Source organism: Nonomuraea sp. NPDC049709 (assembly GCF_040674815.1).
GTDB lineage: Bacteria > Actinomycetota > Actinomycetes > Streptosporangiales > Streptosporangiaceae > Nonomuraea.
On sequence record NZ_JBFANM010000073.1, the window covers coordinates 1 to 25,173 of the forward strand.

The following is a 25,173-nucleotide window of genomic DNA, read 5'->3' on the forward strand; positions in this document are numbered from 1 at the left end:
CGGGCCGGCGGGCCGCCGGCGCCGGTGCGGGACGCGGGGGTCCGGCTGCTGGTGGCGTACATGGCGATCACGGGGCTGGGCGAGGGGATCTTCGCGACGCTGGCGGCGCCGTTCGTGGTGGACGTGCTGGGCGGTCGCGGGGAGGCGTACGGGCTGTTCCTGTCGGTGCAGGCCGTCGGCGGGATCGCCGGGGGGCTGGCCGTGGCGGCGCACCCGGGGAACGCCTCGCCCCGGGCGCTGCTGGGCTGGGGGACGGTCGTGTTCGGGGCGGTGGACCTGGCGCTGTTCGCGTACCCGCTGGCGTTACCCGCGCTGTGGCCCGCGCTCGTGCTGATCGTCGTGGCCGGTGTCCCTTCCGCGGCCGCGATGGCGGGATTCACCACCCTGGCCCAGACGGTCACCGGCGATGACCGCCGGGGTGCCGTCTTCGGCCTGCTCGGCAGCGCCCATGCGGCCACGGGGCTGCTGGGCATGGCGCTCGCGGGCGTGCTCGGCGACCGGATCGGCATCGTGGCGACGCTGTGCCTGCATGCCGGCGGGCTGCTCGCGGCGGGGGTGCTGGTCCTTCTTCGGCGGCGCTGACCTGCTGTCATATGGGATTCGATATCGAACTTTTCCCGATATCGCTATTAGACATCGGCTGATCGCATCTGCTTTGCTCCTGCCCTCTGACCTGATGACGGACGACAGCAAGGACATGGCATGCGACACCTCCGCGCCCGCCGCTACCCGGCCGCGCTGCGGGCGACCGCTCTGACGATCTCCCTCCTGGCGGGCGGCACGCTGACGACGGGGACGGCCTCGGCCGCCCCGACGGCGAGCGCCGAGCGGTCGGCGCCCGTGCGATTCGCGACCGTCCAGCCCACGCCGGTGGCCGCGGCCCGCGTCAAGAAGGAGCTGCGCGCCCTGGAGGCGTCCTTCAAGGGCCGCATCGGCGCGTACGCCATCGACACCGCCACCGGCAGGACGGTCGCGTACCGGTCGGGCGAGCGGTTCGCGCTGCTGTCCACGTTCAAGGCGATGGCCTGCGCGGCGGCGCTGGACAAGGCCCGCACCTCCGAGCCCGGCCTGATGGACAAGGTCGTCAAGTGGACGGCCGCCGACCTGAAGCCCAACTCGCCGACCACCGAGAAGCACGTCAAGGACGGCCTGACGGTCGCGCAGCTCTGCGAGGCGACCATCACCCTGAGCGACAACACCGCGGGCAACATGGTGCTCAAGCAGATCGGCGGCCCGGCCGGGCTGACCAGGTACTTCCGCAAGCTCAAGGACCCGGTCTCCCGCCTGGACCGCTGGGAGACCGAGCTGAACGATTGGACCCCCAAGGACAAGCGCGACACCACCACGCCCGCGGCCATCGCCCGTGACCTGCGCCTGGTCACCGCCGGCAACGCGCTCGACGCCAAGGACCGGGAGCGGCTCAACGCCTGGCTGGTCGCCACCGAGACCGGCGACGCGCGCATCCGCACCGGTCTGCCCAAGACCTGGACGATCGGCGACAAGACGGGCACGAACTCGGAGATCGGCGCGGCCAACGACATCGCCGTGGCCTGGCCGTCCGGCAGGTCTGGCGCCCCGATCATCCTGGCCGTCTACACCAACCGCGAGGTCGCCGGCCTGCCCGCCGACGACACGGTCATCGCCCGGGCCGCCACGATCCTGGCCCGCGGGCTCGGCAGGCTCTGATGTCACGTCGGGGGACGAAGATCGTACGCCTGGGCGCCGCGGGTGCGGCGGCGGGCGTGCTCGTGGCCGCCATCGCGATCCCGGCCGTCGGGGGCGCCGGGTTCGGGTTCGTGGCGGCGGCCGGTGAGGTGAACCTCAAGCCCGCCGACCTGGTCGAGCCGCCGCCGGCCGAGGTCACGATCGTGCGGGACGCCAAGGGCGGCGAGATCGCCCGCTTCTACGAGGAGTACCGCGAGGTCGTCGGCTTCGACGAGATCTCCGAGACGATGAAGACGGCCATCGTGGCGATCGAGGACTTCCGGTTCTACGAGCACGGGGCGATCGACATCGAGGGCACGCTGCGCGCGTTCGCGACGAACCTGCAGTCAGGCCGGGTGAGCCAGGGCGGGTCGAGCATCACCCAGCAGTACGTCAAGCAGGTGCTGCTCAACTCGGCCGACACCGAGGCGGAGCGGAACGCGGCCCTGGAGGCGAGCTACGCGCGCAAGCTCAACGAGCTGCGGTATGCGATGGGGATCGAGGAGAAGTACACCAAGGACCAGATTCTCGAGAAATATCTGAACATCGCGTATTTCGGCGCCGGCGCGTACGGGGTGGAGGCGGCGGCCAAGCGCTTCTTCGGCGAGTCCGCGGCCAAGCTGACCCTGCCGCAGGCGGCCACGCTCGCGGGGGCCGTCCAGGACCCGAACGCCACCGACCCCAACCTGGGCAAGCAGCATCGCGAGCGCCTGCTGAAGCGCCGCAACGTGGTCCTGGACCGGATGGCCGAGCTCGGCAGGATCACCACCGCCGAGGCGGCCAAGGCGAGGGCCACCAAGCTCGGGTACAAGGGCACGCAGATCCCCGGCGGCTGCGAGTCCAGCAAATATCCGTACTTCTGCCTGTATGTCCGGCACGAGATCCTCAGCAACCCCGACTTCGGCCGCACGGCCAAGGCCAGGCTGACGATGCTCAACCGCGGCGGCCTGACGATCAGGACGACGATCGACCCGGCCATGCAGGCCGCCGCCGACCGGGCCATCAAGCGGTACGTGCACGCCTCGGACGAGCCGGTCGCCTCCGAGGCCCTGATGGAGCCCGGCACGGGGGCGATCAAGGCGATGGCCGCCAGCAGGCGGTACGGGAGGAGCGCGGCCCGGAACGAGATCTCGTACAACGTGGTCGCGGACGCCGCGCACGGGGGCGGCATCGGCTTCCAGCCCGGCTCCACGTTCAAGACGTTCACCCTGATCACGGCGCTGAAGGAGGGCATGAAGCTGGACGACGGCCTCACCGCCGGCGCCGGCTACCGGGCCCCGGCGTACTCGACGTTCAAGAACTGCGCGGGCCAGAGCATCGGCGACCCGACGCACACCGTCACCAACGACGAGGGCTCCCCCGGCTGGAAGACGCTGCGGAGCGGGACGTGGGACTCGGTGAACACGTTCTTCATGGAGCTGGAGGAGCGGGTCGGGCTCTGCGACACGGTCAAGACGGCCAAGTCGCTGGGCATCCGGCGGGCGGACGGGAAGAAGCTGCAGGAGTTCGAGACGTTCACGCTCGGCATCAACGAGACGGACCCGGTGACGGTGGCGAGCGCGTACGCGGCGATCGCGGCGCGCGGCACGTACTGCGCTCCGATGGCGATCACCCACATCACCGACAGGAACGGCAAGACCACCCGCTACCGCCCGAAGTGCCGCGAGGCCCTGGAACCGGCGATCGCCGACGCGACGGCCGAGGTCCTGTCCGGGGTGTTCAAGGAGGGCACGATGAGCGGGGTCGGGGGCATCGGCCGGGACGCCGCCGGCAAGACGGGCACCACGGACGACTACGCGTCGGCCTGGTTCGCCGGCTTCACCCCGGACCTGGCGGCCGCGGTCAGCCTCGGCGACCCCCGGGGATCCCAGCGTCACAAACTGACGGGAGTGACGATCGGCGGCCGGTACTACGGGGCGGTCCAGGGGGCCAGCATCCCGGGTCCGATCTGGAAGGACACGATGATGTCGGCACTGAGCGGGGTGGAGCCGACGGCCTTCGCACCGATCGACGCCGCGCGCTTCGAAGGGTGCGGCGAGGGCTGCCGCCAGGAGAAGCCGGAGGAACCCGGCGAAGCGACCCCGGAGGTGACCCTCAGCCCGGACGACATCCTGGAGTAGGCCGGCCGTCTGGGCGGCGGAGAGTGCTCCACCGTCGGAGGCGCGAGCTCAGGCGGTGAAGCTGATGGTGGCGGGGACGCTTCGGCGGGTCATCCTCGCGTACGGGCACAGCGCGCTCGCCTGCGCGAGCAACGGGGCCGCCGTCTCGCGCTCGACTCCGGGCCAGGTGACGACGAGGTCGGCGCGCAGCTCGTAGTCGCCGTCGGCAGGGTCGCGGGCGAAGGCGACGGCTGCTTCCACGCTGATCGTCTCGGGGTCGAGGAGGTGCCGGCGGGCCAGCAGGGCGAGGACGCCGTGGAAGCAGGCGGCGTATCCGGCGGCGAAGAGCTGTTCGGGATCCGGGCCGAGGTTGTCGTCACCCATCTCCTCGGGCATCCGCAGCTCCAGGGTGAGGCCGCGGTCGGCGGAGGCGGCCCGGCCGCCGGCCCCGCCGCGGGCGGAAGCGCCGGCGGTCACGGTGACGCGCGTGGTGTAGAGCGGTTTGAACGTGGAGCCGCTGTAGTCGTGCTCCGGGGACAATGTCGGGTTGTTCATCGGTACACCTTTCAGTGGCACTCTGTTCTTGGGGTTCCAGCAAGTTAAGACCGGATGGCGCGGCGTGTTGTGACAAGCCGATCCGGCTTTCCGCCTGCGTGACCGTCCGAACGGGTTGACGATCCCCATGAGGTCGCGCTCACGTGCCGTGAGTGCGACGACGGCGGTCGCGTACGCGTAGCAGGGCCTTGACGGCTTCGCCGGTCCACAGGATGGCCGAGCCGACGGCCAAGCAGGTCATCCACTGCCCGAAGGTGAGATCGGTGGTGGTGAAGAAGCCGTGCAGGGCGTCCAGTTCGACGATGAGCAGCAGCAAGGCGACCACCGCCAGGGTGGCGAGCAGCGGGTTGACGTTGTGCAGGGTCTCGCGGTGGAACAGGCTGCGAGTGGGGTGGCGGACGGTGAGCAGGTTGAACGCCTGGAAGAAGACGAACGTGACGAGCGCCATCGTGCCGGCGACACTGGCCTGACCGACGGCAGGGTCGGGCCCCGGGGCCCAGACGAGCACGGCGGCGGTGCCGGTCGCCATGATGGCGCTGGTCAGCAGGATGCGGATGAGACGCTCACGGGTGAGGATGGCTTCGCGCGCGGGGCGGGGTGGCCGGCTCATCGCGTCCGGGCTGACCGGGTCCACGCCGAGGGACATCGCGGGCGGGCCGTCCATGACGAGGTTGACGAAGAGGATCTGCAGGGCGGTGAACGGGGCGCCGCCGGCGATGCCGGTCAGCGAGGTGATCAGGAACGTCAGGACGAAGCCGAGCGCGGTGGAGAGCTGGAAGCGGGTGAACTTGACGATGTTGTCGTAGACGCCACGCCCCTCGCGGACGGCGCCCACGATGGTGGCGAAGTTGTCGTCGGTCAGGACCATCGTCGCCGCCTCCTTGGTCACCTCCGTCCCGGTCAGACCCATGGCGACGCCGATGTCCGCCTTGCGTAGCGCGGGGGCGTCGTTGACGCCGTCGCCGGTCATCGCGACCACGTCGCCGCGGGCCTGCAGGGCACCGACGATGCGCAGCTTGTGCTCGGGCGAGACCCGGGCGATCACGCCGATGTCGTCCAGGCGGCGGGCCAGCTCGGTGTCGTCGGAGATCTGGTCGAGCTCGGCGCCGGTGACGGCCTGCCCGGGGATGTCCAGGTCGCGGGCGATGGCCGCGGCCGTCACCGCGTGATCACCGGTGATCATGCGGACCCGGATGCCCGCTTCGTGGCACTGCTCGATGGCCTGCCGTGCCTCCGGGCGGGGCGGGTCGACGATGCCGACCAGGGCGATCAGGACGATGCGGTCCAGCAGCTCCTTCGCGTCGTCGCCGGTGTCGAAGCCGTCAGCGGGGAAGTCCTGACGGCCCACGGCCAGCACCCGGCGGCCTTGTTCGGCGAGGGCCGCGTTCGCCTCGTCGTAGCGTCGCCGGGCCTGCGGGTCGAGCTCGGTGACGCCGTCCGGGCCCAGCTGGTGGATGGCACGAGCGGCCAGGACGTCCGGCGCGCCTTTGACGAAGCAGCGCACGACCGGCCGGCCATCGTCGTCCGTCCAGTGGTGGAACGTGGCCATGAACTTGTGATCGGCGTCGAACGGGATCTCCGCCAGGCGCGGGTGCCGCCGGCGCAGTGCCGTGACGTCGATGTCGCCCTTTTCGGCGAGCACGACCAGAGCGGCTTCGGTGGGGTCGCCGACCACCTCTTCCTCGTCGCGGAGCACGGCGTCGGTACACAGCGCCATCGCGAGTAACGCCTGGTCCAGGGTGGGGGGTGGCGGGAGGCCGTCTGTGGAGCGGATCCGCCCGTCGACGGCGTAGCCGTGACCGGAGACGGTGAGGCGCCGCTGCGCGAGGACGAGCTCGCGGGCGGTCATCTGGTTGAGGGTCAGCGTGCCGGTCTTGTCGGTGCAGATCTGCGAGGTGCTGCCGAGGGTCTCCACCGAGGACAGCCGCTTGACGATGGCTCCGCGGCGGGCGAGCCGGTCGGTGCCCATGGCCAGCGTGAACGCCACCACCGCCGGCAGCCCCTCGGGGATGGCGGCCACCGCCAGCGAGACCGCGGTGACGAACAGCACGCCGAGCTCCTGTCCGCGCACCAGTCCGAGCACGACCACGATGACGACCACGACGGCGGAGATGAGGGCCAGGGTCCGGCTGAGCACGCTGATCTGCCGTTGGAGCGGGGTCGGGGCCGGCTTGGCGGTGGCGAGCAGGCCGGCGATCCGGCCGGTCTCGGTCGCCATGCCGGTGGCGGTGACCAGCATTTCGCCCCGCCCGCGGGTGACCGAGGTGTTCATGAACAACGCGTTCGTACGGTCGCCCAGCGGCGCCCCCTCCTCGACGCGGCCGGCGGCGGACTTGGCGACCGGCTGCGCCTCCCCGGTCAGCGCCGCCTCCCGTACCTCCAGCGCGGACGACGACAACAGCCGCCCGTCCGCCGGCACCCGGTCTCCGGCCTCGACGACCACCACATCACCGGGAACCAGCTCCTTGGCGTCCAGCCGGGCGAGCCGGCCGTCGCGCCGCACGGTGGCGGTGGTGGAGGTCATCCTCCGCAGCGCCTCCAGTGAGGCTTCGGCGCGGGACTCCTGAACGAAGCCGATGGTGGCGTTCAGCAGCACGACCACGGCGATCGCCAGCGGGGTCTCCCAGTCCCGCGAGATCACCAGGCTGACCGCGGCGGCGACCAGCAGGATCAGGATCATCAGGTCCTGGAACTGGCGCAGGAACGCCCGCCAGCGCGGCTCGCGGGCCGCCTCCCGCAGTTGGTTGGGGCCGTACCGCTCGAGCCGGTGCGCCGCTTCTCCGGTCGACAGACCTTCCTCCGGGGCCGCCTCAAGCCTCAAGGCGACATCGCTCGCCGGCAGCGCGTGCCACGGCACCTGATCCGGTTCGATCATGCGGTCATCCTCCGTTGCTGCGTGACCGTCTCCCGGTCGGCAGCGCGGCTCCACCCTGGTGAAGTGCCGGAACAGCTGTCGGGAACCCGACGACCATCGGCCGTCCCGCGCACCCGCCGGGATGGGGGGAACTCCGCCCCCTGCTATGACCGAACGACCGGGCGGGTTGTGACAGGCAGAGCCTTCTCTGCCCGATTCGCCCCACTGCGCGAGCACCGACGGCAGGGGCGCCGGACAAGCGTCGTCACCGTGGCCGGTGACCGCTCCGCGGTGTCACGAATCAGTGGCCCGCCCGGTCCGAGTAGCGTGCAGGCGCAGGCCGACGCTAGCCCATCTCCGGGAAGTCGCCCGGCGGCGGCATGTAGATGTGACGGTGCGCGTAGAGCAGTCCGTCATCCGCCTCCCGGCCACCGCGAACGGATCCACCGGGTGGTTGTGATACTCGACCGACATCGCCTCGCCGGCCTCCAGGAACCAGATCATCCCCGTGATCGGTCGTGCGCCGGGGAAGGGGAACGGCACCTCGTCCCCATTCGTGTGGAGGATCTCGTAGATGGCGCCCGTCACGTCACTCACCTCCGCCCGCACCTCGTCCTCGCCCGCGTCGGGCTCGATCGAACGGTACGCCCGCCGTCCCGCCGCGATGATCTCGTCGAAGTCGTCGACCAGGTAGTCGGTGCGGGTCAGGATCGAAAGCACATGTTCGCCGAGGGCGGCATGCGCCCCACTATCGCCGCGCCATCGCCGCACACCACTCACTCACGTACGGCCAGGACCGTCTTCGGGGGCGCCGTGCGGGACTCCAGGGCCGCGTGGACGTCGGCGACCTGGCTCAACGGCACCACCGCCGGCACCGGTTCGTTCAGCACGCCGCGGTGGAGGAGGCCGATGACCGCCGCGCTCGCCGTGGCCACCGACTGCGGGACGAGATGGGCCACGCCGCCGACGCTCAGGCCGATGACCTGGCGGGAGTTCAGCCAGGCGCCGTCGCCGGGCAGTGCCGTGTCGTCGCCGCTGGCGTCGCCGACGATCAGCAGGCGGCCGAACGGCGCCAGGTGCTCGAACGCCCGGCGGCGCAGGTCCCCGCCCACCGGGTCGACCACCACGTCCACGCCGCGCCCGCCGCCCAGCCGCCGGAGGGCGTCGTCGAGGTCGGCGGCGAGGATGACGTCGGTGCACTCCGCGGGGGCCGCCGGGCGCTTGGCCTCGCTGCCGACGACGCCGATCACCTTGCGGGCCGGGTGGGCCGCGGCCATGCGGCACATGGTGCCTCCCAGGCCGCCGCCGGCGCCCAGCACCACGACGTCCTCGTCCGCCCGCAGCCGTGCCAGGTCGTGCAGCGCCATCCAGGCGGTGACGCCGTTCACCAGGGCGCCCGCGACGCGGGCCCGGTCGGCGTCCTCCGGGAGCGGCACGGCCATGGTGGCGTGCGCGACGGCGACCTCCGCGTACCCGCCGGCACGGGCGGCCCTGCCGAAGTCGTTCAGGCAGGCGCCCACGGGCCGGCCGGGCTCGAAACCGGTCACGCCGGGGCCGACCGAGCGTACGCGGCCGGTGACCTCGATGCCCGGCGTGAACGGGACCGGGAAGTCGAAGGCGCCGGCGCGGAACAGGGTGTCGACGAAGCCGACGCCGGCGTACTCCACGTCGATGGCGATCTCGCCCTCGCCAGGAGTGGGCTCCGGGACCTCCACGATCTCCAGAGCCTCGACGGGGCCGGGTTGCTTGACGACGACGGCGCGCATCATGTCCTCCGTTATCGGGATCGACATTACATTCCGACCTGCCTCAACGTACCAGCAGTCGTGATCTTGAAAGGTGGCGGGCCGCCCGGCCGCCTCCCCGCCACGGGGTTCCGGTTGGCATGATCGAGGCATGAAAGTGATCGTGATCGGCGCGACGGGAACCGTGGGCCGGGCCGTCGTCGGCGCGCTGCGACCGGCCCATCTCGTGGTGCCGGCCTCGCGGCGCGGTGAGGCGCGGGTGGATCTGGAGGACCCCGCCTCGCTCGACGCCCTCTTCGCCGCGGTGCCCGGCGCCGACGCCGTGGTGTGCTGCGCGGCCAGTGGTCCGCTGATCGACCTGGGTACGGCGAAGGACGAGGAGTTCGCGGCCGGGCTGCGCGGCAAGCTGCTGGGGCAGGTCGCCTTGGCCATGCGTGCCGTACACCACCTGCGGGACGGTGGCTCGATCACGCTCACCGGGGGCACGTTCGCCGCCCCGCTGGCCGGTGGCTCGCTGGGGGCGCTGGTCAACTCGGGCCTGGCGGGCTTCGTCCGCAACGCGGCCGCCGAGCTTCCGCGCGGGCTGCGGATCAACGTGATCAGCCCGGGGTGGGTTCGCGAGACGCTGGAGGCCATGGGCATGGACGGCTCCGCCGGAACGCCTGCCGCCGAGGTGGCGCGGGCGTATGTCGAAGCCGTCGAAGGGTCCGCGCAAGGACAGACGATCATTCCCTGACGGGGCACCGGGACCTCACCGCCCCGGCTCAGTCAGCGGCGATGCGGGCGAGAGCGCCGGATCTCGGCGGAGCGGTCAGGCCGTGGCCGCCGCGCCGCCGAGCACCGTGCGGATCTGCTTGCGGGAGGAGATGCCGAGCTTGGCGAAGACCTTGCGCAGGTGCCATTCGACGGTGTGCGGGCTGATGAAGAGCTGGGCGCCGATCTCGGGGTTCGTCAGCCCGTCACCGGCCAGGCGCGCTATCTGCGTTTCCTGGGCGGTGAGCGCGGAGGAGCGCACCTCGGCGGCGCGCTTGCGGACGGTCTCGCCGGTGGCCTGGAGCTCGCGCCGGGCGCGCTCGGCGAACGCCTCGGCGCCCATCTGGCCGAGCATCTCGTAGGCGATGCCGAGTTGCTCGCGCGCGTCGACGCGGCGGTTCTCCCGGCGCAGCCACTCGCCGTAGAGCAGCCGGGTACGGGCGAGCATCACCCGGACCTCGGTGCCGCCGAGCCGCTCGATCGCCTCGCGGTACAGCGCCTCGGCGGCCGGTCCGGTGCTCGCCTGGGCACGCGCGCTCGCCGAGGTACCGAGGGCCCATTCGGTGCCGCTGGCCTGTGCCAGCTCGTCGATCCGCACAGCGGCCTCGACCGCGCGGGCCGCCCGTCCGCTCCGGGCCGCGGCCTCGACGAGCTCGATCAGGGACCTGATGAACGGGCCTCCGAGTTCCTGCGGGTGCTCGCAGCCTCGCTCCGCCGCGACGTACGCCTCCTCGTAGCGGGCCAGGCCGTTGTACAGCACCGCGCTCGCCCACTGGGTGGCGGTCACCACCTTGCCTTCCCGCTGCAGGGCCGTGTCCTGCGTGAGCGCTTCGATCGCCTGGCGTGTCGCGGCCTCCCGGCCCTTCCAGGGTTCGAGCACCAGAGCGGCGTACTGGGCGAGGAAGCGGCTGCCCGTCGCCTCACCGATCGCCTGTGTCTCGGCGACCAGCGCGTCGGCGGCGGCGAGCTCGCCGGCCAGAGTCCGGTTCGCCACGCGCATGTGGAGGGCCAGCGGCAGCACGGACAGCGCCCCCGTCTCGCGGGCCAGGTCGACCAGCCTCGCCGAGAGCACCGACCAGCTGTCGAAGTCCCAGACGTTGTGGGCCACGCGGCAGGCGAACGGGAGCCAGCCCAGGCCCTCGTCCCTGGAGACCTCTCCGTCGCGGAAGTCCTCCAGGGCCCGCAGTATCATCGGCACGCCCGCCGGGTAACCCTCGGTGGCCACCACGGCCACGCCGTCCAGGAACAGATCGTTGCGCCCTGGTGGCGGCCCCGGCGGTGCGGCCAGCACCGCCTTGGCGACGTCCACCACCTGAGCGCCGCTCGGCAGCCGGCCGGCCGTCATGGCCGCGTTCAGCGCGTCGCGGTAGGTCTCGCGGGCCAGGCCGGTGTCCAGCGGCTCCAGGCGCTTGCCGGCTTTGAGCAGCAGCGGCAGGGCGGCGCCGGCACTGGTGGAGGCGAACACGATCTGACCGCGCAGCAGGTCGGCCTGGGCCAGCTCGCGCTCATCCAGGGGGCTGAGCTCGGCCGCGTCCAGCAACTCGAGCGCGGCGTCGTACCCGCCGGCCTGATACTTGGCCCGCGCCGCCGCCAGCGCCCTGGCCCCGCGGCGGGCGGAATCGGGGGTCAGCTCGGCCGCCCGCTCCAGGAACGCGGCCGCCGCCGCGACCCCGCCGCGCGCCTGCGCCCGATCGGCCGAGCGCTCCAGCTCGGCGGCCACCGTCTCATCCGGGCCGGCCATCGCGTTGGCCAGATGCCACGCGCGGCGGTCGGGATCGGTCTGCGGATCGGTCGCGTCGGCCAGCGCGCGGTGCACGTGCTGCCGGTCCTGCGGGGCCGCCACCCGGTAGGCCGCCGAGCGTACGAGGGGGTGGCGGAACCGGACGCGGGTCCCGATGATGATCAGGCCCGCCGCCTCGGCCGGCGACGCGGCGGAGGCGTCGATGCCCAGCGACTCGGCCGCGCGGGTCAGCAGGGTCACATCGCCTATCGGTTCGGCCGCCGCGATGAGCAGCAACTGCTGCGTCTCGGCCGGCAGCGACTCGACGCGGCGCAGGAAGCTCTGCTCGATCTGGCCGGCCAGCGGCCGCGCGTCCGGCCGCCCGAACCCGCCGGCCAGCTCCGCCGGTGTGAGTCCCCGGGGCAGCTCCAGCAGGGCCAGCGGGTTGCCCTGCGTCTCGGCGACGATCCGGTCCCGTACCCGCTCGTCCAGCCGCCCGGGTGTCACGGAGTCCAGCAGCGCGCGGGCGTCGATGTCGCTCAACCGCCCCACCGCCAGCTGCGGCAGCCCCACCAGCTCGGTCTCGAGGTTGGCGTCGCGCACCGCGAGCACCAGCCCGATCGGCTCGGCGAGCAGGCGCCGCGCGACGAAGGCGAGCGTCTGCGCGGAGACCAGGTCCAGCCACTGGGCGTCGTCGATCAGGCAGACCAGCGGCTCCTTCTCCGACACCTCGGCGAGCAGGCTGAGCACCGCCAGCCCGACCAGGAAGCGGTCCGGCGGATGTCCCGAGCTCAGGCCGAACGCGGTTTGCAGCGCGTCGCGCTGCGGGCCGGGCAGGCGAGCGAGATGGTCCAGGAACGGGGCGCACAGCTGGTGCAGCCCGCCGAAGGCCAGCTCCATCTCCGACTCGACGCCGGCCGCCCGGGCGATCCGGCAGCCGGACGCGCTGCCGCGCGCGTATTCCAGCAGCGCCGTCTTGCCGATGCCGACCTCGCCGCGTACGACCATGACCGCGCTGCGACCGGCCTGCACCGTCGCCACCAGCCGGTCCAGCGTCTCGCACTCGATCTGCCGGCCACGCAGCCGCGGCCTGGGATCCCTGCCGATCATCAGGACCGCCCGACCGGGACGCCGGCCGCGACGGGCGCGCTGCCGCGGCTCATGTGTTCATCCGTCTCGGTGTATCGCCGCTCGGCCGAAGACTCGGAGGAGATCATGGACTTCCACATCTGTCAGGGTTCGACAAAATCGACGCAGCGCACAGATCGGTGCGCGAGTGGGAGCCGTGCCGACGACTACGTCAGGCATTGTCCCCTCGAAGAGGTGCGCAGGACAAATGGAAGCAGGCGCGGTGAGCTGGAGTCGAGGCAGAACCACAGGCAGAAGTACGCGGCCGGCTCCGCCTCTCGCCCGGGGACGAGGAAGCGGCGCGGGGGCCGGAGCCCTCGGCGAGCTACAGCTTGGTGTAGCAGGGCCCGTCGAACGTGTGCGCCTGCGCCGTGGGCCCCACGAAGAAGTCCTTCACCGTGGTGACCCCCGTCGTCGCCTTGTCGTCCACCTTGTTGATCAAGGTCTGCCGGAACACCGAGGCGCCAGTGGCGTCCGCGTAGTTGCCGGCCTCCGGGGGCAGCATGCCCTCGTAGTCGACGGTCTTCAGCGTCTTGACCGCCGCCAGCAGGCCCTTCCGGCTGACGTCCCCGCCGGCCACCATCTGGTCCAGGGCCGCCTTCAGCGGGTACGCCCACGCCCAGCCCGACGTGTAGCCGTCGTTCGGGGTGACGCCGGGCAGCGCGTCGCGCATCGCCTTGTGGCCGGGCGTGTCGGCGTCCCAGGGACGGCCGGGGGCCGACTGCTCGTACAGGGCCTTCAGCGCCGGTGCCGCCGGTGACTGCAGGAGGGCGGGGTTCCAGGTGGGGCCGGTGCCGATGAAGCGGCCCTTGTAGCCGGCCGCGGCGGTCTGGCCGACGATCGTGGCGGCGTCCGCGGGGCCCGTCGTCAGGATGACCAGGTCCGGCTTGTTCTTGGTGATCTCCGTGATGGCCCGGCCCTGCTCGGTCGCGCCCGTCGGGGTCTCGACGCTGGTGAACTTCAGGCCGTTGCGCTCGGCGGCGAACTTGGCGCCGGCCGCGGCGTCGGCGCCGTAGTCGCCCGCCAGGTGGACGGCCATGACCGACTTCGGCTTGTACGTGTCCATCGCGTAGTCCACCGAGTTCATGGCCTCCACGCAGTAGTTGGAGCCGGTCTCGATGATGACGTCCTCGAACTCCCAGGCCGAGGTCCAGGAGGCGGGGGCCGCGACGATGTTGTTGGCCTTGAGGTCCCCGATGATGGCCGCCGTCGTCGGTGAGCCGAGCGTCTGGGCCAGCCCGAGCACCTGGTCCTTGATCTCGTTGTAGACCTGCCGGTGCACCTCCGGGTTGTACTTGTTGTCCTTGACGTACCTGGTGACGTCCACCTCGTACTTGCCACCGATGCCGCCCGCCTTGTTGACGCGGGCCCAGAACGCCTTCTGGGCGTCGGTGATCGGTACGGCCAGCGCGGCGAAGGGGCCGGAGGTCAGGTCGGAGACCGTGCCGAGGTAGATGCAGCCCTTCTTGGTGTCGACGGCTGAGGGGCAGGGTTCGGCGGTGACGCCTGGAGCCTGCGCGGCGGCGCCCTCACCGCCCTGGTCGTCCCCCCGGAAGACACCGCATGCGGACAGCAGGGCCACTATGGCGATAAATCCGGTTGCGGAGCGACTCTTCATCGCGACCCTCCTAGTACGAGAACGGCCAGGACTTCCAGTAGTTGCGAACCCGGATCCACAGGCCGAACAGGCCCCGTGGCTCGAAGATGAGGAACAGCACGATCAGCAGCCCGTACAGGACGGTCTCGACCTGGAACACGTTCGGCGTCTGCGTCGTGTCCCCGCTGATGAACGGCACCAGCGCGGGCAACGACCGGGTCACCGGCTGCAGCAGCGAGATGAACAGCGCGCCCGCGATCGCCCCGGACACCGTCGCCACCCCGCCGATCAACACCATCGCGATGAACTGCACCGACAGCAGCAGGTTGAACGACCCGGGCTCCACGTACCCGGAGATCGTGTACAGCAGGCCGCCCGCGCACCCCGCGTAGAACGACGAGATGCCGAACGCCAGGACCTTGTAGCGCGTCAGCGGCACCCCGATCACCGCGGCCGCGATGTCCCGGTCGCGGATGGCGGCGAAGGCGCGGCCGATGCGGGAGCGGGCCAGGTTGCGGGCGGCCACGGCGAAGACGATGAGCAGCGCCAGCATGAGCGTGTAGAGCAGCTGCTCCTTGGTGCCGAGCGGGCCGTCCTGGTCCAGGCGCACGCCGAACAGCTGCGGGACCGCCGCCTCCCGGCCGACCCCGGGGCCGCCGGTCAGCTCCTGCCACTCCTTGAAGATGTGCTCGCCCAGGAAGACCAGGCCGAGCGTGACGACGGCCAGGTAGAGGCCGCGCAACCGGGTGGCCAGCGGCGCGACCAGCACCCCGGCCGCCGCCGCGACGAGTCCGGCGGCGGGCAGCCAGATCCACAGCTCGGCGATGCCGTAGCCGAGGTTCTCGCCGTCCACGGGGCCGGACAGCGCGGCGGCCGTGTACGCGCCGATGGCGACGAAGAAGGCGTGCCCGAGCGAGACCTGCCCGGCGTACCCGGTGACGATGTTCAGCCCGATCGCGCCGATGGCCAGCACGTACGCCCCCGCCAGCACCTCCAGCGACCGGTCCTGCAACAGCACCGACAGCCCGAACGCCAGCACCACGAGGACCAGCGTCGACACCCGCTTGGCCCGGGTGTCGAGCAGCGCCATGTCCTGGGCGTAGGAGGTGTAGAGCAGCGGCCGGCCGCGCACCTTTCGTGACCGGCCGGCCGGTATGTCGGGCGCGGCGGACGCCGCGGAGCGCGTATCAGTCATACCCGCTCGACCTCCCGGGTCCCGAACAGCCCGTACGGCCTGACCAGCAGGACGATCAGCATCACCACGTACGGCGACACGACCGCGAAGTTCTGCCCCAGCCACGGCGCGAACTCCCCCTGGTACGACTGGAACAGCGACTCCACCACCCCCACGACCAGCCCGCCCACCACGGCGCCCCCGAGCGAGTCGAGCCCGCCCACGATGATCGCCGGCAGCGCCTTCAGCGCGATCACCCAGGTCATCTGCTCGATCCCCTGCCCGGTGCCGACGAACATCCCGGCGATCGCCGCCAGGAACCCGGCCAGCCCCCAGGACAGCGCGAACACCGCGCCCACCGAGACCCCCTGCGCGAGCGCGATCTCCTGGTCGAAGGCCGCCGCCCGCATGGCCAGGCCGTAGCGGGTGTAGCGGAAGAACGCGAACAGCAGCGCCACCAGCACGGCGGTGACCAGCATCATGGCCAGCCAGCGCGACTGCACGACCAGCGGCCCGAGCGAGACCTGCGTGAACCCCCACGGGTCCCCGACCTGGCGCACGTCCCGGCCGATGAAGCCGTTCACCACCACCCGCACGACCACGTCGATGCCGAGCGTGATGATCGCCACGACGAAGACCGGCCGGCCCACCATCGGCCTGATCGCCACCCGCTCGACGACCAGCGCCACCCCGGCGATGAGCAGCGCCGACAGCAGCACGGCCGGGTAGAAGCCGGTCACCGCGGCCAGGTAGCTGACGGCGACCCCGCCGGCCAGCATGAGGGCGGGCTGCGCGAAGCTGATCACCCTCGTGGCCTTGTAGATGATCACGAAACCGAGCGCGAGCAGCGCGTACACCGAGCCGTTGCCCAGGCCCCTGATCACCGACTCGAGCAGCCCTTTCACCGGCTGTACATCCCTTCGACCAGGTCCTCGAAGAGCTTGGCGATGGCCGAGCGCTTGACCTTCTGCGTGGCGGTCAGCTCGCCGTCCTCGTGGTCGAGCTCCTTCGGCAGGAACGCGAACCGCTTGACCTGCTCGACCCGGGCGAACCGCTCGTTCACCCCGGTCACGATCCCCTGGACGAGCTCCCGCACCTCCGGCTTCTCCGACAGGTCCCGATAGGTGGTGTACGGCAGGCCGCGCCGCCGCGCCCACTCCCCCACCGTGTCCAGCTCGATCCCGATCAGCGCCACCAGGTACGGCCGCTGGTCCCCGATCACCACGGCCTCCTTGACGTACGGCGAGGCCTTCAGCGCGTTCTCGATCTCGCTGGGCGCCAGGTTCTTGCCGCCGGCCGTGATGATGATGTCCTTCATCCGGTCGGTGATCCGCACGTGCGTGCCCTCGACGAACTCGCCCACGTCGCCGGTGTGCAGCCAGCCGTCCTCGTCCAGGACGTCCTTCGTGGCGCGGGGGTTGCGCCAGTAGCCGGCGAAGTTTCCCGGGTGCCTGGTCATGATCTCGCCGGTGGCCTCGTCGATCTTCAGCTCGATGCCGGGGTGCGGCTCGCCGACCGTGCCCAGGCGGATCCGGCCGGGGCGGTTGGCGGTGGCGATCGCGGTGTTCTCGCTCATGCCGTACACCTCGTGCATGGGCACCCCGATGCCCATGTAGAACTTGAGCACGTCGGGCGCGATCGGCGCGGCCCCGGAGGCGGCGTAGCGCACCCGCCGCATGCCCAGCCGCTCGCGCAGCGAGCGGTAGCAGAACACCCAGCCCAGCGCGTACGCCATCCGCGTGCCGAACGTGTGCCGCCCGCCCGTGCGCACCAGCGTGTCGCCGATCCGGTCGGCCGCCCGCAGCCAGAACCTGGTGACCGCCCGCTTGGCCGGCGACGCGGACTCCAGCCTGATGTTGACCTGGGCCAGGACCTTCTCCCAGATCCGCGGCACCCCGAACAGGATCGTCGGCTGCACCTCCCGCAGGTTGGCCTGGACGGTGTCGATGGACTCGGCGAAGTTCACCTGCACCCCGGCCGCCGCGTTGAACCACACCGTGAACGCACGCTCGGCCACGTGGCACAGCGGCAGGTAGGACAGGGCGAGGTCGCGTTCGGCGGGCGGCGGCGAGGTGAAGCCGCCGCCTTCGACGAGCGTGCGCACGGCGAACTCGACGTTCCCGACGGTGAGCATCACGCCCTTGGGCGGCCCGGTGGTGCCGGAGGTGTAGATGAGCGTCATCACGTCGCCGGGCTCGACCTCGGCCATGCGGCGCTTCACGGCGCCGGGGTGCGCGGCGCGGTGCTCGGCCCCCAGGGCGAGCAGCTCGGGCCAGGACATCAGGACGTCGTCGTCGTAGCGGCCGCGGATGCCGCGCGGCTCCAGGTAGACGATACGCCGCAGGTCAGGGCACTCGTCGAGGACGGCCAGGGCCTTGTCCACCTGCTCCTGGTCCTCGGCGAGGAGGATCTTCGCGCCGGAGTCGCCCAGCAGATAGGCGACCTCGGCGGGCGGGTTGGTGGGGTAGAGGCCGACCGTGATGCCGCGCACGGCGACCGTGCCGAGGTCGGCGTAGAGCCACTCGGGGCGGTTCTCCGAGTGCACGGCCACCCGGTCGCCGGGCTCGACGCCGAGCGCGAGCAGGGCGTGCGCGACCAGCTCGACCTGCGTCCAGTACGCGGCCCAGGTGACCTCCTGCCAGATCCCGAGGTCCTTGTGCCGCATCGCGACGGCCTCGGGGGCGGTCCTGGCCCGCTCACGCACCCTCGTGACGATCGTCGCCGTCGTCACGCCCTCGGTCCGCACGCTCATGCCGTCCCTCCCAGGTACGCCTCGATGACCGCCGGGTCGCGCTGCACCTCGGCCGGGCTGCCGAGCGCGACCGGGCGGCCGAAGTCGAGCACGAGCACCCGGTCGGCCAGGTCCATGACCAGCGCCATGTCGTGGTCCACCAGCACGACGGGGATGCCCAGCTCGTCGCGGATGTCCATGACGAACCTGGCCATGTCCTCGGTCTCCTCCAGGTTCATGCCGGCCACGGGCTCGTCCAGCAGGAGCAGCCGGGGCTCCATGGCCAGCGCGCGCCCCAGCTCGACCCGCTTCTGCACCCCGTACGGCAGCAGTCGCACGGGGTGGCGGCGCCACGCCTCCAGCTCCAGGAAGTCGATGATGTCCTCGACCTTCGCGCGGGCGGCCAGCTCGGCCCGCCTGGCGCGGCCGTACCAGAGCAGGGCGGACAGCGCGCCGTAGCGGAAGTGGTGGTGGCGGCCGAGCATCAGGTTGTCCAGCACCGTCAGGTTGTGGAACAGCTCCACGTTCTGGAACGTCCTGGCCAGGCCCATGGCGGCGATCTCGTGCGGCCGCCTGGCCAGCAGGTCCGCGCCGAGGAACGTGACCCGGCCGCTCTGGGGCCGGTAGACGCCGGACAGGACGTTGAAGATCGAGGTCTTGCCGGCGCCGTTCGGCCCGATGACGGCCAGCAGCTCCGCCTGGCGCACCTCGAAGGAGACCCCGTCGATGGCCTTCACCCCGGCGAAGCTCAGGTGCACGTCGTCAAATGTCAGGAGAGCCATCGTTTTCTCCGCTTGTAGTGCTTGACCTCGCGGAACGAGCGGACGGCCCCCAGGTAGAACTCCTTGATGTCCTCGTCGGCGAGCAGCTCTCGCGCCGGCTTGTCCATCACGATCTTGCCGGTCTCCATGACGTAGCCGTGGGAGGCGATGGACAGGGCCATCGTGGCGTTCTGCTCGACCAGCAGGACCGTGGTGCCCTGCCGGTTGATCTCGACGATGAGGTCGCGGACCTGGCCGACCAGCGACGGCGCCAGGCCCAGGCTGGGCTCGTCCAGCAGCAGGTATTTCGGGTCCGCCATGAGGGCGCGGCCGACGGCCAGCATCTGCTGCTCGCCGCCCGACAGGTAGCCCGACACGCTCCTGCGCCGCTCGCGCAGCACCGGGAACAGGTCGTAGACGCGCTGCAGCTGCGAGTCGCCCACGGTGTGGCCGCCGACCTTGAGGTTCTCCTCCACGGTCAGCTCCGACAGGATGCGGCGGCCCTCCATCACCTGGCTCACCCCGCGCCGGACGATCTGGGCCGGCCTGAGGTGGTGGATGGGCTTGCCCTCCAGCGTGACGCCGCCCTTGGTGATCTCTCCGTCGTGCACGTCGAGCAGCCCCGACAGGGCCCGGAGCAAGGTCGTCTTGCCCGCGCCGTTCGCGCCGAGCAGGGCCACGATGGACCCGGGCGGGACGCTGAGGCTGACGCCGCGCAGCACGAGCATCACGTCGTCGTAGACGACCTCGAGGTTGCGTACCTCAAGCACGCGCGGCTCCTCGGGATGGTGTGGCCTATGTCACTCCCCCGATGAGGCCAATGTCCACGCTTGCCCGGCGCGCCACAAGAGGCCCGGCCGAAATTCGAACGAGACTCTGGTCCTAGGATTTCTGGTATGGCAATTTGTGAGCATCTTTCCACGTCCGACGACCCGACCGCGAAGACGCCGGCCGGCTGCGAGGAGTGCCTGGCCTCCGGCGGCCGCTGGGTGCACCTGCGGCGCTGCCTGGAGTGCGGCCACATCGGCTGCTGCGACTCCTCGCCGTCCAAGCACGCCACCGAGCACTTCCACGCGACGGGCCACCCGGTCGTCCAGTCCTTCGAGCCCGGCGAGAGCTGGCGGTGGTGCTTCGTGGACAGCCAGATGGCCTGACGCCGGCGGATCGCCTCATTGAACGAAGGCCCTGACGCTCGAGGATCGCCTGCCTCATTGAACGAAGGGTCTAACGCTCGAGGATCGCTTCCTCGAAGTCGAGCTGGGCCATCACCTCACGCAGCACCTCGTCGTCGAGCCGGCGCTCGTCGCGCAGCCGGACGAACACCTGGCGCTCGGCCTGCAGCATGTCGCGGCGCAGGCGGCGGTAGAGCGAGCTGGGGGTCTCCGCGCCGCCGGCGCCGGTGCCGCCGCCCAGGCGCTCCCACGCGCTCAGGGAGCGCCGCCACGACTTCTCCTTGAGCTGGTCGACGACCTGCTTCTGGATCTCGTCGGGCTCGCTCCCGAGCTGGGCGACCAGCCGGTCCAGCTCCGCCAGCCCCGCCTCCAGCGCCGCCTGCTGGGCCGCCGCCTCGGCCAGGCGGTCTTCGTACCGCTCCTGCTCGCTCGACACGCGCAACCGCCTGATCAGCGCGGGGAACGTGGTGCCCTGGATGAGCAGCGTGCCGATCACGGTGGTGAACGTCAGGAACAGCAGCATCGCCCGATCGCGCTCGGGCACCTCCGGCGGGATGGCGAACGCGGCGGCCAGCGACACCACGCCCCGCATGCCCGCCCACCCCAGGATCACCGTCTGCGGCACCGTCGGCCGCCGGTCGCCCTTGCCCAGCACCTTGATCAGGTAGGTCACCGAGAACACCCACACGAACCTGCTGACGATCGTCACCGCCAGCACCGCCGCCGCGTAGCCGGCGACGTGCCACGGACTGTAGCCGGAGATGCCCTCGACCACGGTCACGAGCTGCAGCCCGATCAGCGCGAACACGATCGCTTCGAGGAAGAAGTCGGTGACCCTCCACACCGCGTCGGACACCAGCCGCGTGCCGAACCCCCGCAGGTGCATGCGGTTGCCCAGGTAGAGGCCGACGATCACGACCGAGATGACGCCGGAGGCGTGCACGGACTCCGCCGCGAGGTAGGCGGCGAACGGGATCAGCAGCATCAGCGTGTTCTCGACCAGCGAGTCGCGGGTGCGCTGGAACAGCCAGGCGAAGACGAACGCCAGCGCCAGCCCGATCGCCACCCCGCCGGCGGCGGCGAGCACGAACTCGCCCAGCCCCTGCCACAGGCTCACGGCCCCGCCCACGGCCGCCCCGATGGCCACCCGGTAGAGCGTCAGCGCGGTGGCGTCGTTGAACAGGCTCTCGCCGATCAGGATGGTCAGCGACGTGCGCGGCAGGCCCAGCCGCCGCCCGACCGCCACGGCGGCCACCGCGTCGGGCGGGGCGATGATGGCGCCGAGCGCGAACGCGAGCGCGAGCGGCAGGTCGGGCAGCAACAGGTGGACGACCAGCCCGACGACGGCCGTGGTGAACACCACCAGCCCGACCGACAGCAGCCCGACGGCCCGCTTGACGTCACGCAGGCGCAGGTAGGAGCTGTCGAGCGCGGCGGAGTAGAGCAGCGGCGGCAGGAAGACGTAGAGCACCATCTCCGGGTCCAGCGGCACCGCCGGCACCAGCGGCGAGACCAGCAGCCCCGCCGCCACCAGCAGGAGCGGGGCCGGCCAGCCCTTGCGCCGAGCGACGGCCGTCACGCCGATCGCCCCACCGGCCATCAACAGCAGTTGCAGGCCCATGGTCGGATCCACCCACGCTCCTCCCCCCGAGCCCCGTCCCGTCAGGGGCGATCGATCAGGTCCGGATCGATCGTCCCGCGGTGAGCGTACCGTCCGGGCGGAAGCGCTTGGTCACCACTCCCTGCGGTCGCTTCTCTCGTGGTAGTCGGGCTGCTCGGGGCGCAGGCGCTCGCCCGTGGAGAACATGGGGTCCCCGGCGTACGAACGCGGCAGGTTCGGGTCGGGCTGCTGCTGCTGGGGCTGGTACTGCTCCTGCCGGCCGAGGGCCAGCAGCGGGTCCACCGGGTTGGGCGGGGTCTGGTAGGGGCCGTAGTCGTCGTGGACGGGCTGCGGCGGCTGCTGGGGGGCCGAGCGGCGGCGGCCCGCGCCCGGGATGCCGTGCATGGGCGTGCCCAGACCCGCGGCACTCGCCTGCGGCTGCGGCTGGGGTTGCGACTGCGGCTGCGGCTGCGGCTGGTAGGCGTCGGGGCGCCGGCCGCCGTACGGGTCCGAGGGGTAGGGGTCGGGCGGGTACTGGTCGGACCGCTGCTGGTACGGGTCGGCGGCCTGGGACGGGAAGCCGAGCGGGTCGGTGCTCAGCGGCGCCTGTCGGCGCTGGTCACCGGGCAGCTGGTAGACGGGCTCGCTGTCGACGTACTGGGGGCCGGTGAACGGCTCGGGCGGGGGCGGCTGGGTGTAGTGGGGGCCGCTGAGCGGGTCGGCGGTGTACTGCGGGCCGCTGAAAGGATCGCCGGTGTACTGGGGACCGCTGAAGGGGTCGCCGGTGTACCTCGGCTGGGGGCCCGTCGCGTCCACGTACTGGGGACCGGTGAAGGGGGTCCGGGGCTCGCCGTACGCGGGGGTGGTGTCCCGGGGGGCCGTGGTCTCGCCGTACGCGGGGGCGGTGTCCCTGGGGGCCGTGGTCTCGCCGTACGAGGCCACCAGCTTGTCCTGGTGGGCGGGGCCCCGGGCCACGAGGACGTCGCTGGGCGACAGGGCCGCCGTGGGCCGCTCGTCCAGCTGCGGCTGGGGCGGTTGCTGGGAGTGCTGGGCCGGCCGGTGATATTGGCCGGTGCCCGGGATGACCTCGGTGCCGGGATCGTGCGCGGGCACGGCGGGCTGCTCGCCCGTGGCCTCCGCGAACCCCTCGTCGAGCGTGTCGAGCAGCCGGCCGACGTCTTCCATCGGCATGCGGAAGCTCGCTGTGCACATCTCGCCGCGCCACAGGCTGAGGACCAGCGTTCCCTCATGCCACGTGACGCGGAGGCACCGCTCCTGACCTCGTGCATCGAAGAAGACTTCGCCGAACGACGGCAACGGGACAACTTCCGACATGGCAGACATACTGCTTTAACCAGCCTTTATTCGTCCACTCAACCCCGGAAAACCCTACTGAACCGGCCTTCCCATTCACACCGGGAACCCCTGTGGTCACGCCCGGTGAGGACAGGTTGGAGTTCCGATCGCCCAGTGTGCCACGCAACCCGCCGGGAGGGTCCGGGAACGCCGGGATGCGTCTGGCCGATCACACCGCGTTCGGCACGACGACCCTGGAATGCGGGTAGCGTTTACTGCCGTGCCGGACTCCCATCTCCCGCCAGTGGACGAACTGCTCAGCATCGCGGTCAACGCTCTCGGAGGGAGCGAACGGCAGGGCCAGGTCACCATGGTCCAGGCCGTGCAGAAGGCCATCGACGACGAGGAGCATCTGGCCGTCCAGGCGGGCACGGGGACCGGCAAGTCGCTGGCGTACCTCGTGCCCTCCATCCGCCACGCGATGGACAGCGACACCCCCGTCGTGATCTCCACGGCCACCATCGCGCTGCAGCGCCAGCTCGTCGACCGCGACCTGCCCCGGCTGTCCGAGGCGCTGGCCAAGGAGCTGCCGCACGAGCCGACGTTCGCGATACTCAAGGGCCGCCGCAACTACCTGTGCCGCTACAAGGCGACGGCGGGCTGGCCCGAGGAGGACGAGCAGGACCAGCTGTTCGACCCGCGCGAGGTGAGCGCGACCGGCCGCATGGTGCAGCGCATCCAGGAGTGGGCCGAGGAGACCGAGACCGGCGACCGCGACGAGCTGGTGCCCGGGGTGAGCGAGCAGGCGTGGCGGCAGTTCTCGGTGAGCGCCCAGGAGTGCCTGGGCGCCACGCGCTGCCCCAGCGGCGCCGAGTGCTTCGCCGAGCTGGCCAGGGCGCGGGCGGGCGAGGTCGATGTCGTGGTGACCAACCACGCGCTGCTGGCCATCGACGCCATGGGCGACCTGCCGGTGCTGCCCGAGCACGAGGTCGTGGTGGTCGACGAGGCCCACGAGCTGGTCGACCGGGTGACGTCGGTGGTGACCAGTGAGCTGTCGGAGGCGTCGGTCATGCTGGCCGTACGCCGGGTCGGCCGGCTGATCGACCAGCCCGTCGCCGACCAGCTCATGGAGGCCGGCGAGGACCTCAAGGCGCTGCTGGCCGCCGCGCCGCCCGGCCGCATCGACGAGCTGCCCCAGGTGCTCGGCCTGACCCTGCAGCTCATCCGCGACACGGCCTGGCGCTGCATCACGGCCATGGGCCCGCGCAACGCCGACAAGGACGACCCGGACAAGGCGGGGCAGCGCAAGGCGGCGTTCACGGCGCTGGACGAGGTGCACGACACGGCGGTGCGCATGCTCGACGCGTACGGGCACGCCTCCGAGGCCGACCGGGCCGAGGTGGTCTGGCTCGACGCGGGCACCGACCGGCGCCCGCCGATGTTGCGGGTGGCGCCGCTGAGCGTGAGCGGCATGCTGCGCGACAAGCTGTTCGGCGAGCGCACGGTGGTGCTCACCTCCGCCACGCTGGCGCTCGGCGGCACGTTCGACGCGCTGGCGGCGCAGTGGGGGCTCGGCGACGGCAAGTGGCAGGGCATCGACGTCGGCTCGCCGTTCGACCACCCGCGCGCCGGCATCCTGTACGTCGCCAAGCACCTGCCCCAGCCGGGGCGCGACGGGCTGCCGCAGCAGTACCTCGATGAGATCGCCGAGCTGATCGAGGCGGCCGGCGGGCGCACGCTGGGGCTGTTCTCCTCGATGCGCGCGGCCAAGGCGGCCACCGAGGCGCTGCGCGACCGGCTCGACGTGCCGCTGCTGTGCCAGGGCGACGACTCCACGATGCTGCTGGTCAAGCAGTTCGCCGAGGACGAGCCGACGTGCCTGTTCGGGACGCTGTCGCTGTGGCAGGGCGTGGACGTGCCGGGTCCGTCGCTGCGGCTGGTCATCATCGACCGGGTGCCGTTCCCGCGCCCGGACGACCCGCTGACCTCGGCCCGGCAACGGCACGTGGCGGCCAGGGGCGGCAACGGGTTCATGGCGATCGCGGCCAACCACGCCGCCCTGTTGCTGGCGCAGGGGGTCGGCCGGTTGCTGCGGTCCCAGGACGACAAGGGCGTGATCGCGGTCCTGGACCCCCGGCTGGCCACGGCCCGCTACAGCGGGTTCCTGCTGGGCTCGCTCCCGCCGTTCTGGCGCACCACGGACCCGGCCGTCCCGCGAGCCGCCCTGAAGCGCCTCGCCACCGACCCCACCTGACCCACCCCACCACCTCGGCCCGACCGCCCG

At 71.7% G+C, this 25,173-nt stretch carries 19 protein-coding genes; 6 read left to right on the plus strand and 13 right to left on the minus strand.

The window, feature by feature from the left end; translation table 11 throughout:
* From AB0J69_RS47640 to AB0J69_RS47650, 3 genes are all read left to right on the plus strand, one after another.
* Window positions 1–582 (plus strand): MFS transporter (locus tag AB0J69_RS47640; RefSeq protein ID WP_364132394.1); only part of this gene is annotated, 582 nt, incomplete at its 5' end.
* Window positions 583–702: 120 nt separating this feature from the next.
* A complete protein-coding gene (gene bla, locus AB0J69_RS47645; protein WP_364132396.1) occupies window positions 703–1,686 on the plus strand; it encodes a class A beta-lactamase in 984 nt (327 codons plus the stop codon).
* Window positions 1,686–3,824, plus strand: a complete 2,139-nt coding sequence (locus AB0J69_RS47650) for a transglycosylase domain-containing protein (protein ID WP_364132397.1) — start codon at window positions 1,686–1,688, stop codon at window positions 3,822–3,824. Before bla ends, AB0J69_RS47650 begins: the two co-directional genes overlap by 1 nt.
* Before the next feature lie 48 nt (window positions 3,825–3,872).
* Here AB0J69_RS47650 and AB0J69_RS47655 read toward each other — a convergent pair whose 3' ends face one another.
* The 4 genes from AB0J69_RS47655 to AB0J69_RS47670 all read right to left on the minus strand — a co-directional run bounded on the left by AB0J69_RS47655 (window position 3,873) and on the right by AB0J69_RS47670 (window position 9,005).
* Complete coding sequence (locus tag AB0J69_RS47655) at window positions 3,873–4,358, minus strand: Ohr family peroxiredoxin (protein ID WP_364132399.1); 486 nt, start codon at window positions 4,356–4,358, stop codon at window positions 3,873–3,875.
* A 139-nt stretch (window positions 4,359–4,497) separates the two neighbouring features.
* On the minus strand, window positions 4,498–7,233 hold the full coding sequence (locus AB0J69_RS47660) for a cation-translocating P-type ATPase (protein WP_364132401.1): 2,736 nt from the start codon (window positions 7,231–7,233) through the stop codon (window positions 4,498–4,500).
* A gap of 273 nt (window positions 7,234–7,506) precedes the next feature.
* Window positions 7,507–7,932, minus strand: a complete 426-nt coding sequence (locus AB0J69_RS47665; RefSeq protein ID WP_364132403.1) for a hypothetical protein — start codon at window positions 7,930–7,932, stop codon at window positions 7,507–7,509.
* Window positions 7,933–7,988: 56 nt separating this feature from the next.
* Window positions 7,989–9,005: a zinc-binding dehydrogenase gene (locus AB0J69_RS47670; protein ID WP_364132405.1), complete on the minus strand. Its 1,017-nt coding sequence runs from the start codon at window positions 9,003–9,005 to the stop codon at window positions 7,989–7,991.
* 103 nt (window positions 9,006–9,108) lie between these two features.
* Between AB0J69_RS47670 and AB0J69_RS47675 the strand changes: the two genes are divergently transcribed.
* A complete protein-coding gene (locus AB0J69_RS47675; RefSeq protein ID WP_364132407.1) occupies window positions 9,109–9,693 on the plus strand; it encodes a short chain dehydrogenase in 585 nt (194 codons plus the stop codon).
* A 75-nt stretch (window positions 9,694–9,768) separates the two neighbouring features.
* Here the strand turns inward: AB0J69_RS47675 and AB0J69_RS47680 are convergent, their stop codons facing one another.
* The 7 genes from AB0J69_RS47680 to AB0J69_RS47710 form a co-directional block, all read right to left on the minus strand.
* On the minus strand, window positions 9,769–12,540 hold the full coding sequence (locus tag AB0J69_RS47680; RefSeq protein ID WP_364132409.1) for an AAA family ATPase: 2,772 nt from the start codon (window positions 12,538–12,540) through the stop codon (window positions 9,769–9,771).
* A gap of 343 nt (window positions 12,541–12,883) precedes the next feature.
* The gene (locus tag AB0J69_RS47685) at window positions 12,884–14,176 is read right to left on the minus strand and encodes an ABC transporter substrate-binding protein (protein WP_364132411.1); all 1,293 of its coding nucleotides are present in this window, start codon (window positions 14,174–14,176) and stop codon (window positions 12,884–12,886) included.
* A gap of 10 nt (window positions 14,177–14,186) precedes the next feature.
* Entirely contained in the window at window positions 14,187–15,350 is a 1,164-nt protein-coding gene (locus AB0J69_RS47690; protein ID WP_364132413.1) for a branched-chain amino acid ABC transporter permease, read from the minus strand.
* Entirely contained in the window at window positions 15,347–16,234 is an 888-nt protein-coding gene (locus AB0J69_RS47695) for a branched-chain amino acid ABC transporter permease (protein WP_364132415.1), read from the minus strand. The genes AB0J69_RS47690 and AB0J69_RS47695 overlap by 4 nt, the downstream gene beginning before the upstream one ends.
* Window positions 16,231–18,081 carry an AMP-binding protein gene (locus AB0J69_RS47700; RefSeq protein WP_364132417.1) on the minus strand — a complete coding sequence of 617 codons (1,851 nt, stop codon included), beginning with the start codon at window positions 18,079–18,081 and terminating at the stop codon, window positions 16,231–16,233. Before AB0J69_RS47700 ends, AB0J69_RS47695 begins: the two co-directional genes overlap by 4 nt.
* Entirely contained in the window at window positions 18,078–18,842 is a 765-nt protein-coding gene (locus AB0J69_RS47705; protein WP_364132419.1) for an ABC transporter ATP-binding protein, read from the minus strand. The genes AB0J69_RS47700 and AB0J69_RS47705 overlap by 4 nt, the downstream gene beginning before the upstream one ends.
* Window positions 18,830–19,549, minus strand: coding sequence for an ABC transporter ATP-binding protein (locus tag AB0J69_RS47710; RefSeq protein ID WP_364132487.1), 720 nt, complete (start codon window positions 19,547–19,549; stop codon window positions 18,830–18,832). The genes AB0J69_RS47705 and AB0J69_RS47710 overlap by 13 nt, the downstream gene beginning before the upstream one ends.
* Window positions 19,550–19,717: 168 nt before the next feature.
* Between AB0J69_RS47710 and AB0J69_RS47715 the strand changes: the two genes are divergently transcribed.
* A complete protein-coding gene (locus AB0J69_RS47715; protein WP_364132421.1) occupies window positions 19,718–19,975 on the plus strand; it encodes a UBP-type zinc finger domain-containing protein in 258 nt (85 codons plus the stop codon).
* Between the two features lie 70 nt (window positions 19,976–20,045).
* On the opposite strand, the gene AB0J69_RS47720 is transcribed toward AB0J69_RS47715, so the two are convergent.
* Window positions 20,046–21,626, minus strand: coding sequence for a Na+/H+ antiporter (locus tag AB0J69_RS47720; protein WP_364132423.1), 1,581 nt, complete (start codon window positions 21,624–21,626; stop codon window positions 20,046–20,048).
* 99 nt (window positions 21,627–21,725) lie between these two features.
* Entirely contained in the window at window positions 21,726–22,784 is a 1,059-nt protein-coding gene (locus AB0J69_RS47725; RefSeq protein ID WP_364132425.1) for a hypothetical protein, read from the minus strand.
* A gap of 364 nt (window positions 22,785–23,148) precedes the next feature.
* Between AB0J69_RS47725 and AB0J69_RS47730 the strand changes: the two genes are divergently transcribed.
* Entirely contained in the window at window positions 23,149–25,143 is a 1,995-nt protein-coding gene (locus tag AB0J69_RS47730; RefSeq protein ID WP_364132427.1) for an ATP-dependent DNA helicase, read from the plus strand.
* Window positions 25,144–25,173: the final 30 nt, after the last annotated feature.

Bases quoted from the DNA above. Each gene is read 5' to 3' on its own strand.
- bla (WP_364132396.1), top strand. From the start codon at position 703: ATGCGACACCTCCGCGCCCGCCGCTACCCGGCCGCGCTGCGGGCGACC.
- AB0J69_RS47650 (WP_364132397.1), top strand. From the start codon at position 1,686: ATGTCACGTCGGGGGACGAAGATCGTACGCCTGGGCGCCGCGGGTGCG.
- AB0J69_RS47655 (WP_364132399.1), bottom strand. From the start codon at position 4,358: ATGAACAACCCGACATTGTCCCCGGAGCACGACTACAGCGGCTCCACG.
- AB0J69_RS47660 (WP_364132401.1), bottom strand. From the start codon at position 7,233: ATGATCGAACCGGATCAGGTGCCGTGGCACGCGCTGCCGGCGAGCGAT.
- AB0J69_RS47670 (WP_364132405.1), bottom strand. From the start codon at position 9,005: ATGTCGATCCCGATAACGGAGGACATGATGCGCGCCGTCGTCGTCAAG.
- AB0J69_RS47675 (WP_364132407.1), top strand. From the start codon at position 9,109: ATGAAAGTGATCGTGATCGGCGCGACGGGAACCGTGGGCCGGGCCGTC.
- AB0J69_RS47680 (WP_364132409.1), bottom strand. From the start codon at position 12,540: ATGATCGGCAGGGATCCCAGGCCGCGGCTGCGTGGCCGGCAGATCGAG.
- AB0J69_RS47685 (WP_364132411.1), bottom strand. From the start codon at position 14,176: ATGAAGAGTCGCTCCGCAACCGGATTTATCGCCATAGTGGCCCTGCTG.
- AB0J69_RS47690 (WP_364132413.1), bottom strand. From the start codon at position 15,350: ATGACTGATACGCGCTCCGCGGCGTCCGCCGCGCCCGACATACCGGCC.
- AB0J69_RS47700 (WP_364132417.1), bottom strand. From the start codon at position 18,081: ATGAGCGTGCGGACCGAGGGCGTGACGACGGCGACGATCGTCACGAGG.
- AB0J69_RS47705 (WP_364132419.1), bottom strand. From the start codon at position 18,842: ATGGCTCTCCTGACATTTGACGACGTGCACCTGAGCTTCGCCGGGGTG.
- AB0J69_RS47710 (WP_364132487.1), bottom strand. From the start codon at position 19,549: ATGCTCGTGCTGCGCGGCGTCAGCCTCAGCGTCCCGCCCGGGTCCATC.
- AB0J69_RS47715 (WP_364132421.1), top strand. From the start codon at position 19,718: ATGGCAATTTGTGAGCATCTTTCCACGTCCGACGACCCGACCGCGAAG.
- AB0J69_RS47725 (WP_364132425.1), bottom strand. From the start codon at position 22,784: ATGCCGATGGAAGACGTCGGCCGGCTGCTCGACACGCTCGACGAGGGG.
- AB0J69_RS47730 (WP_364132427.1), top strand. From the start codon at position 23,149: ATGCGGGTAGCGTTTACTGCCGTGCCGGACTCCCATCTCCCGCCAGTG.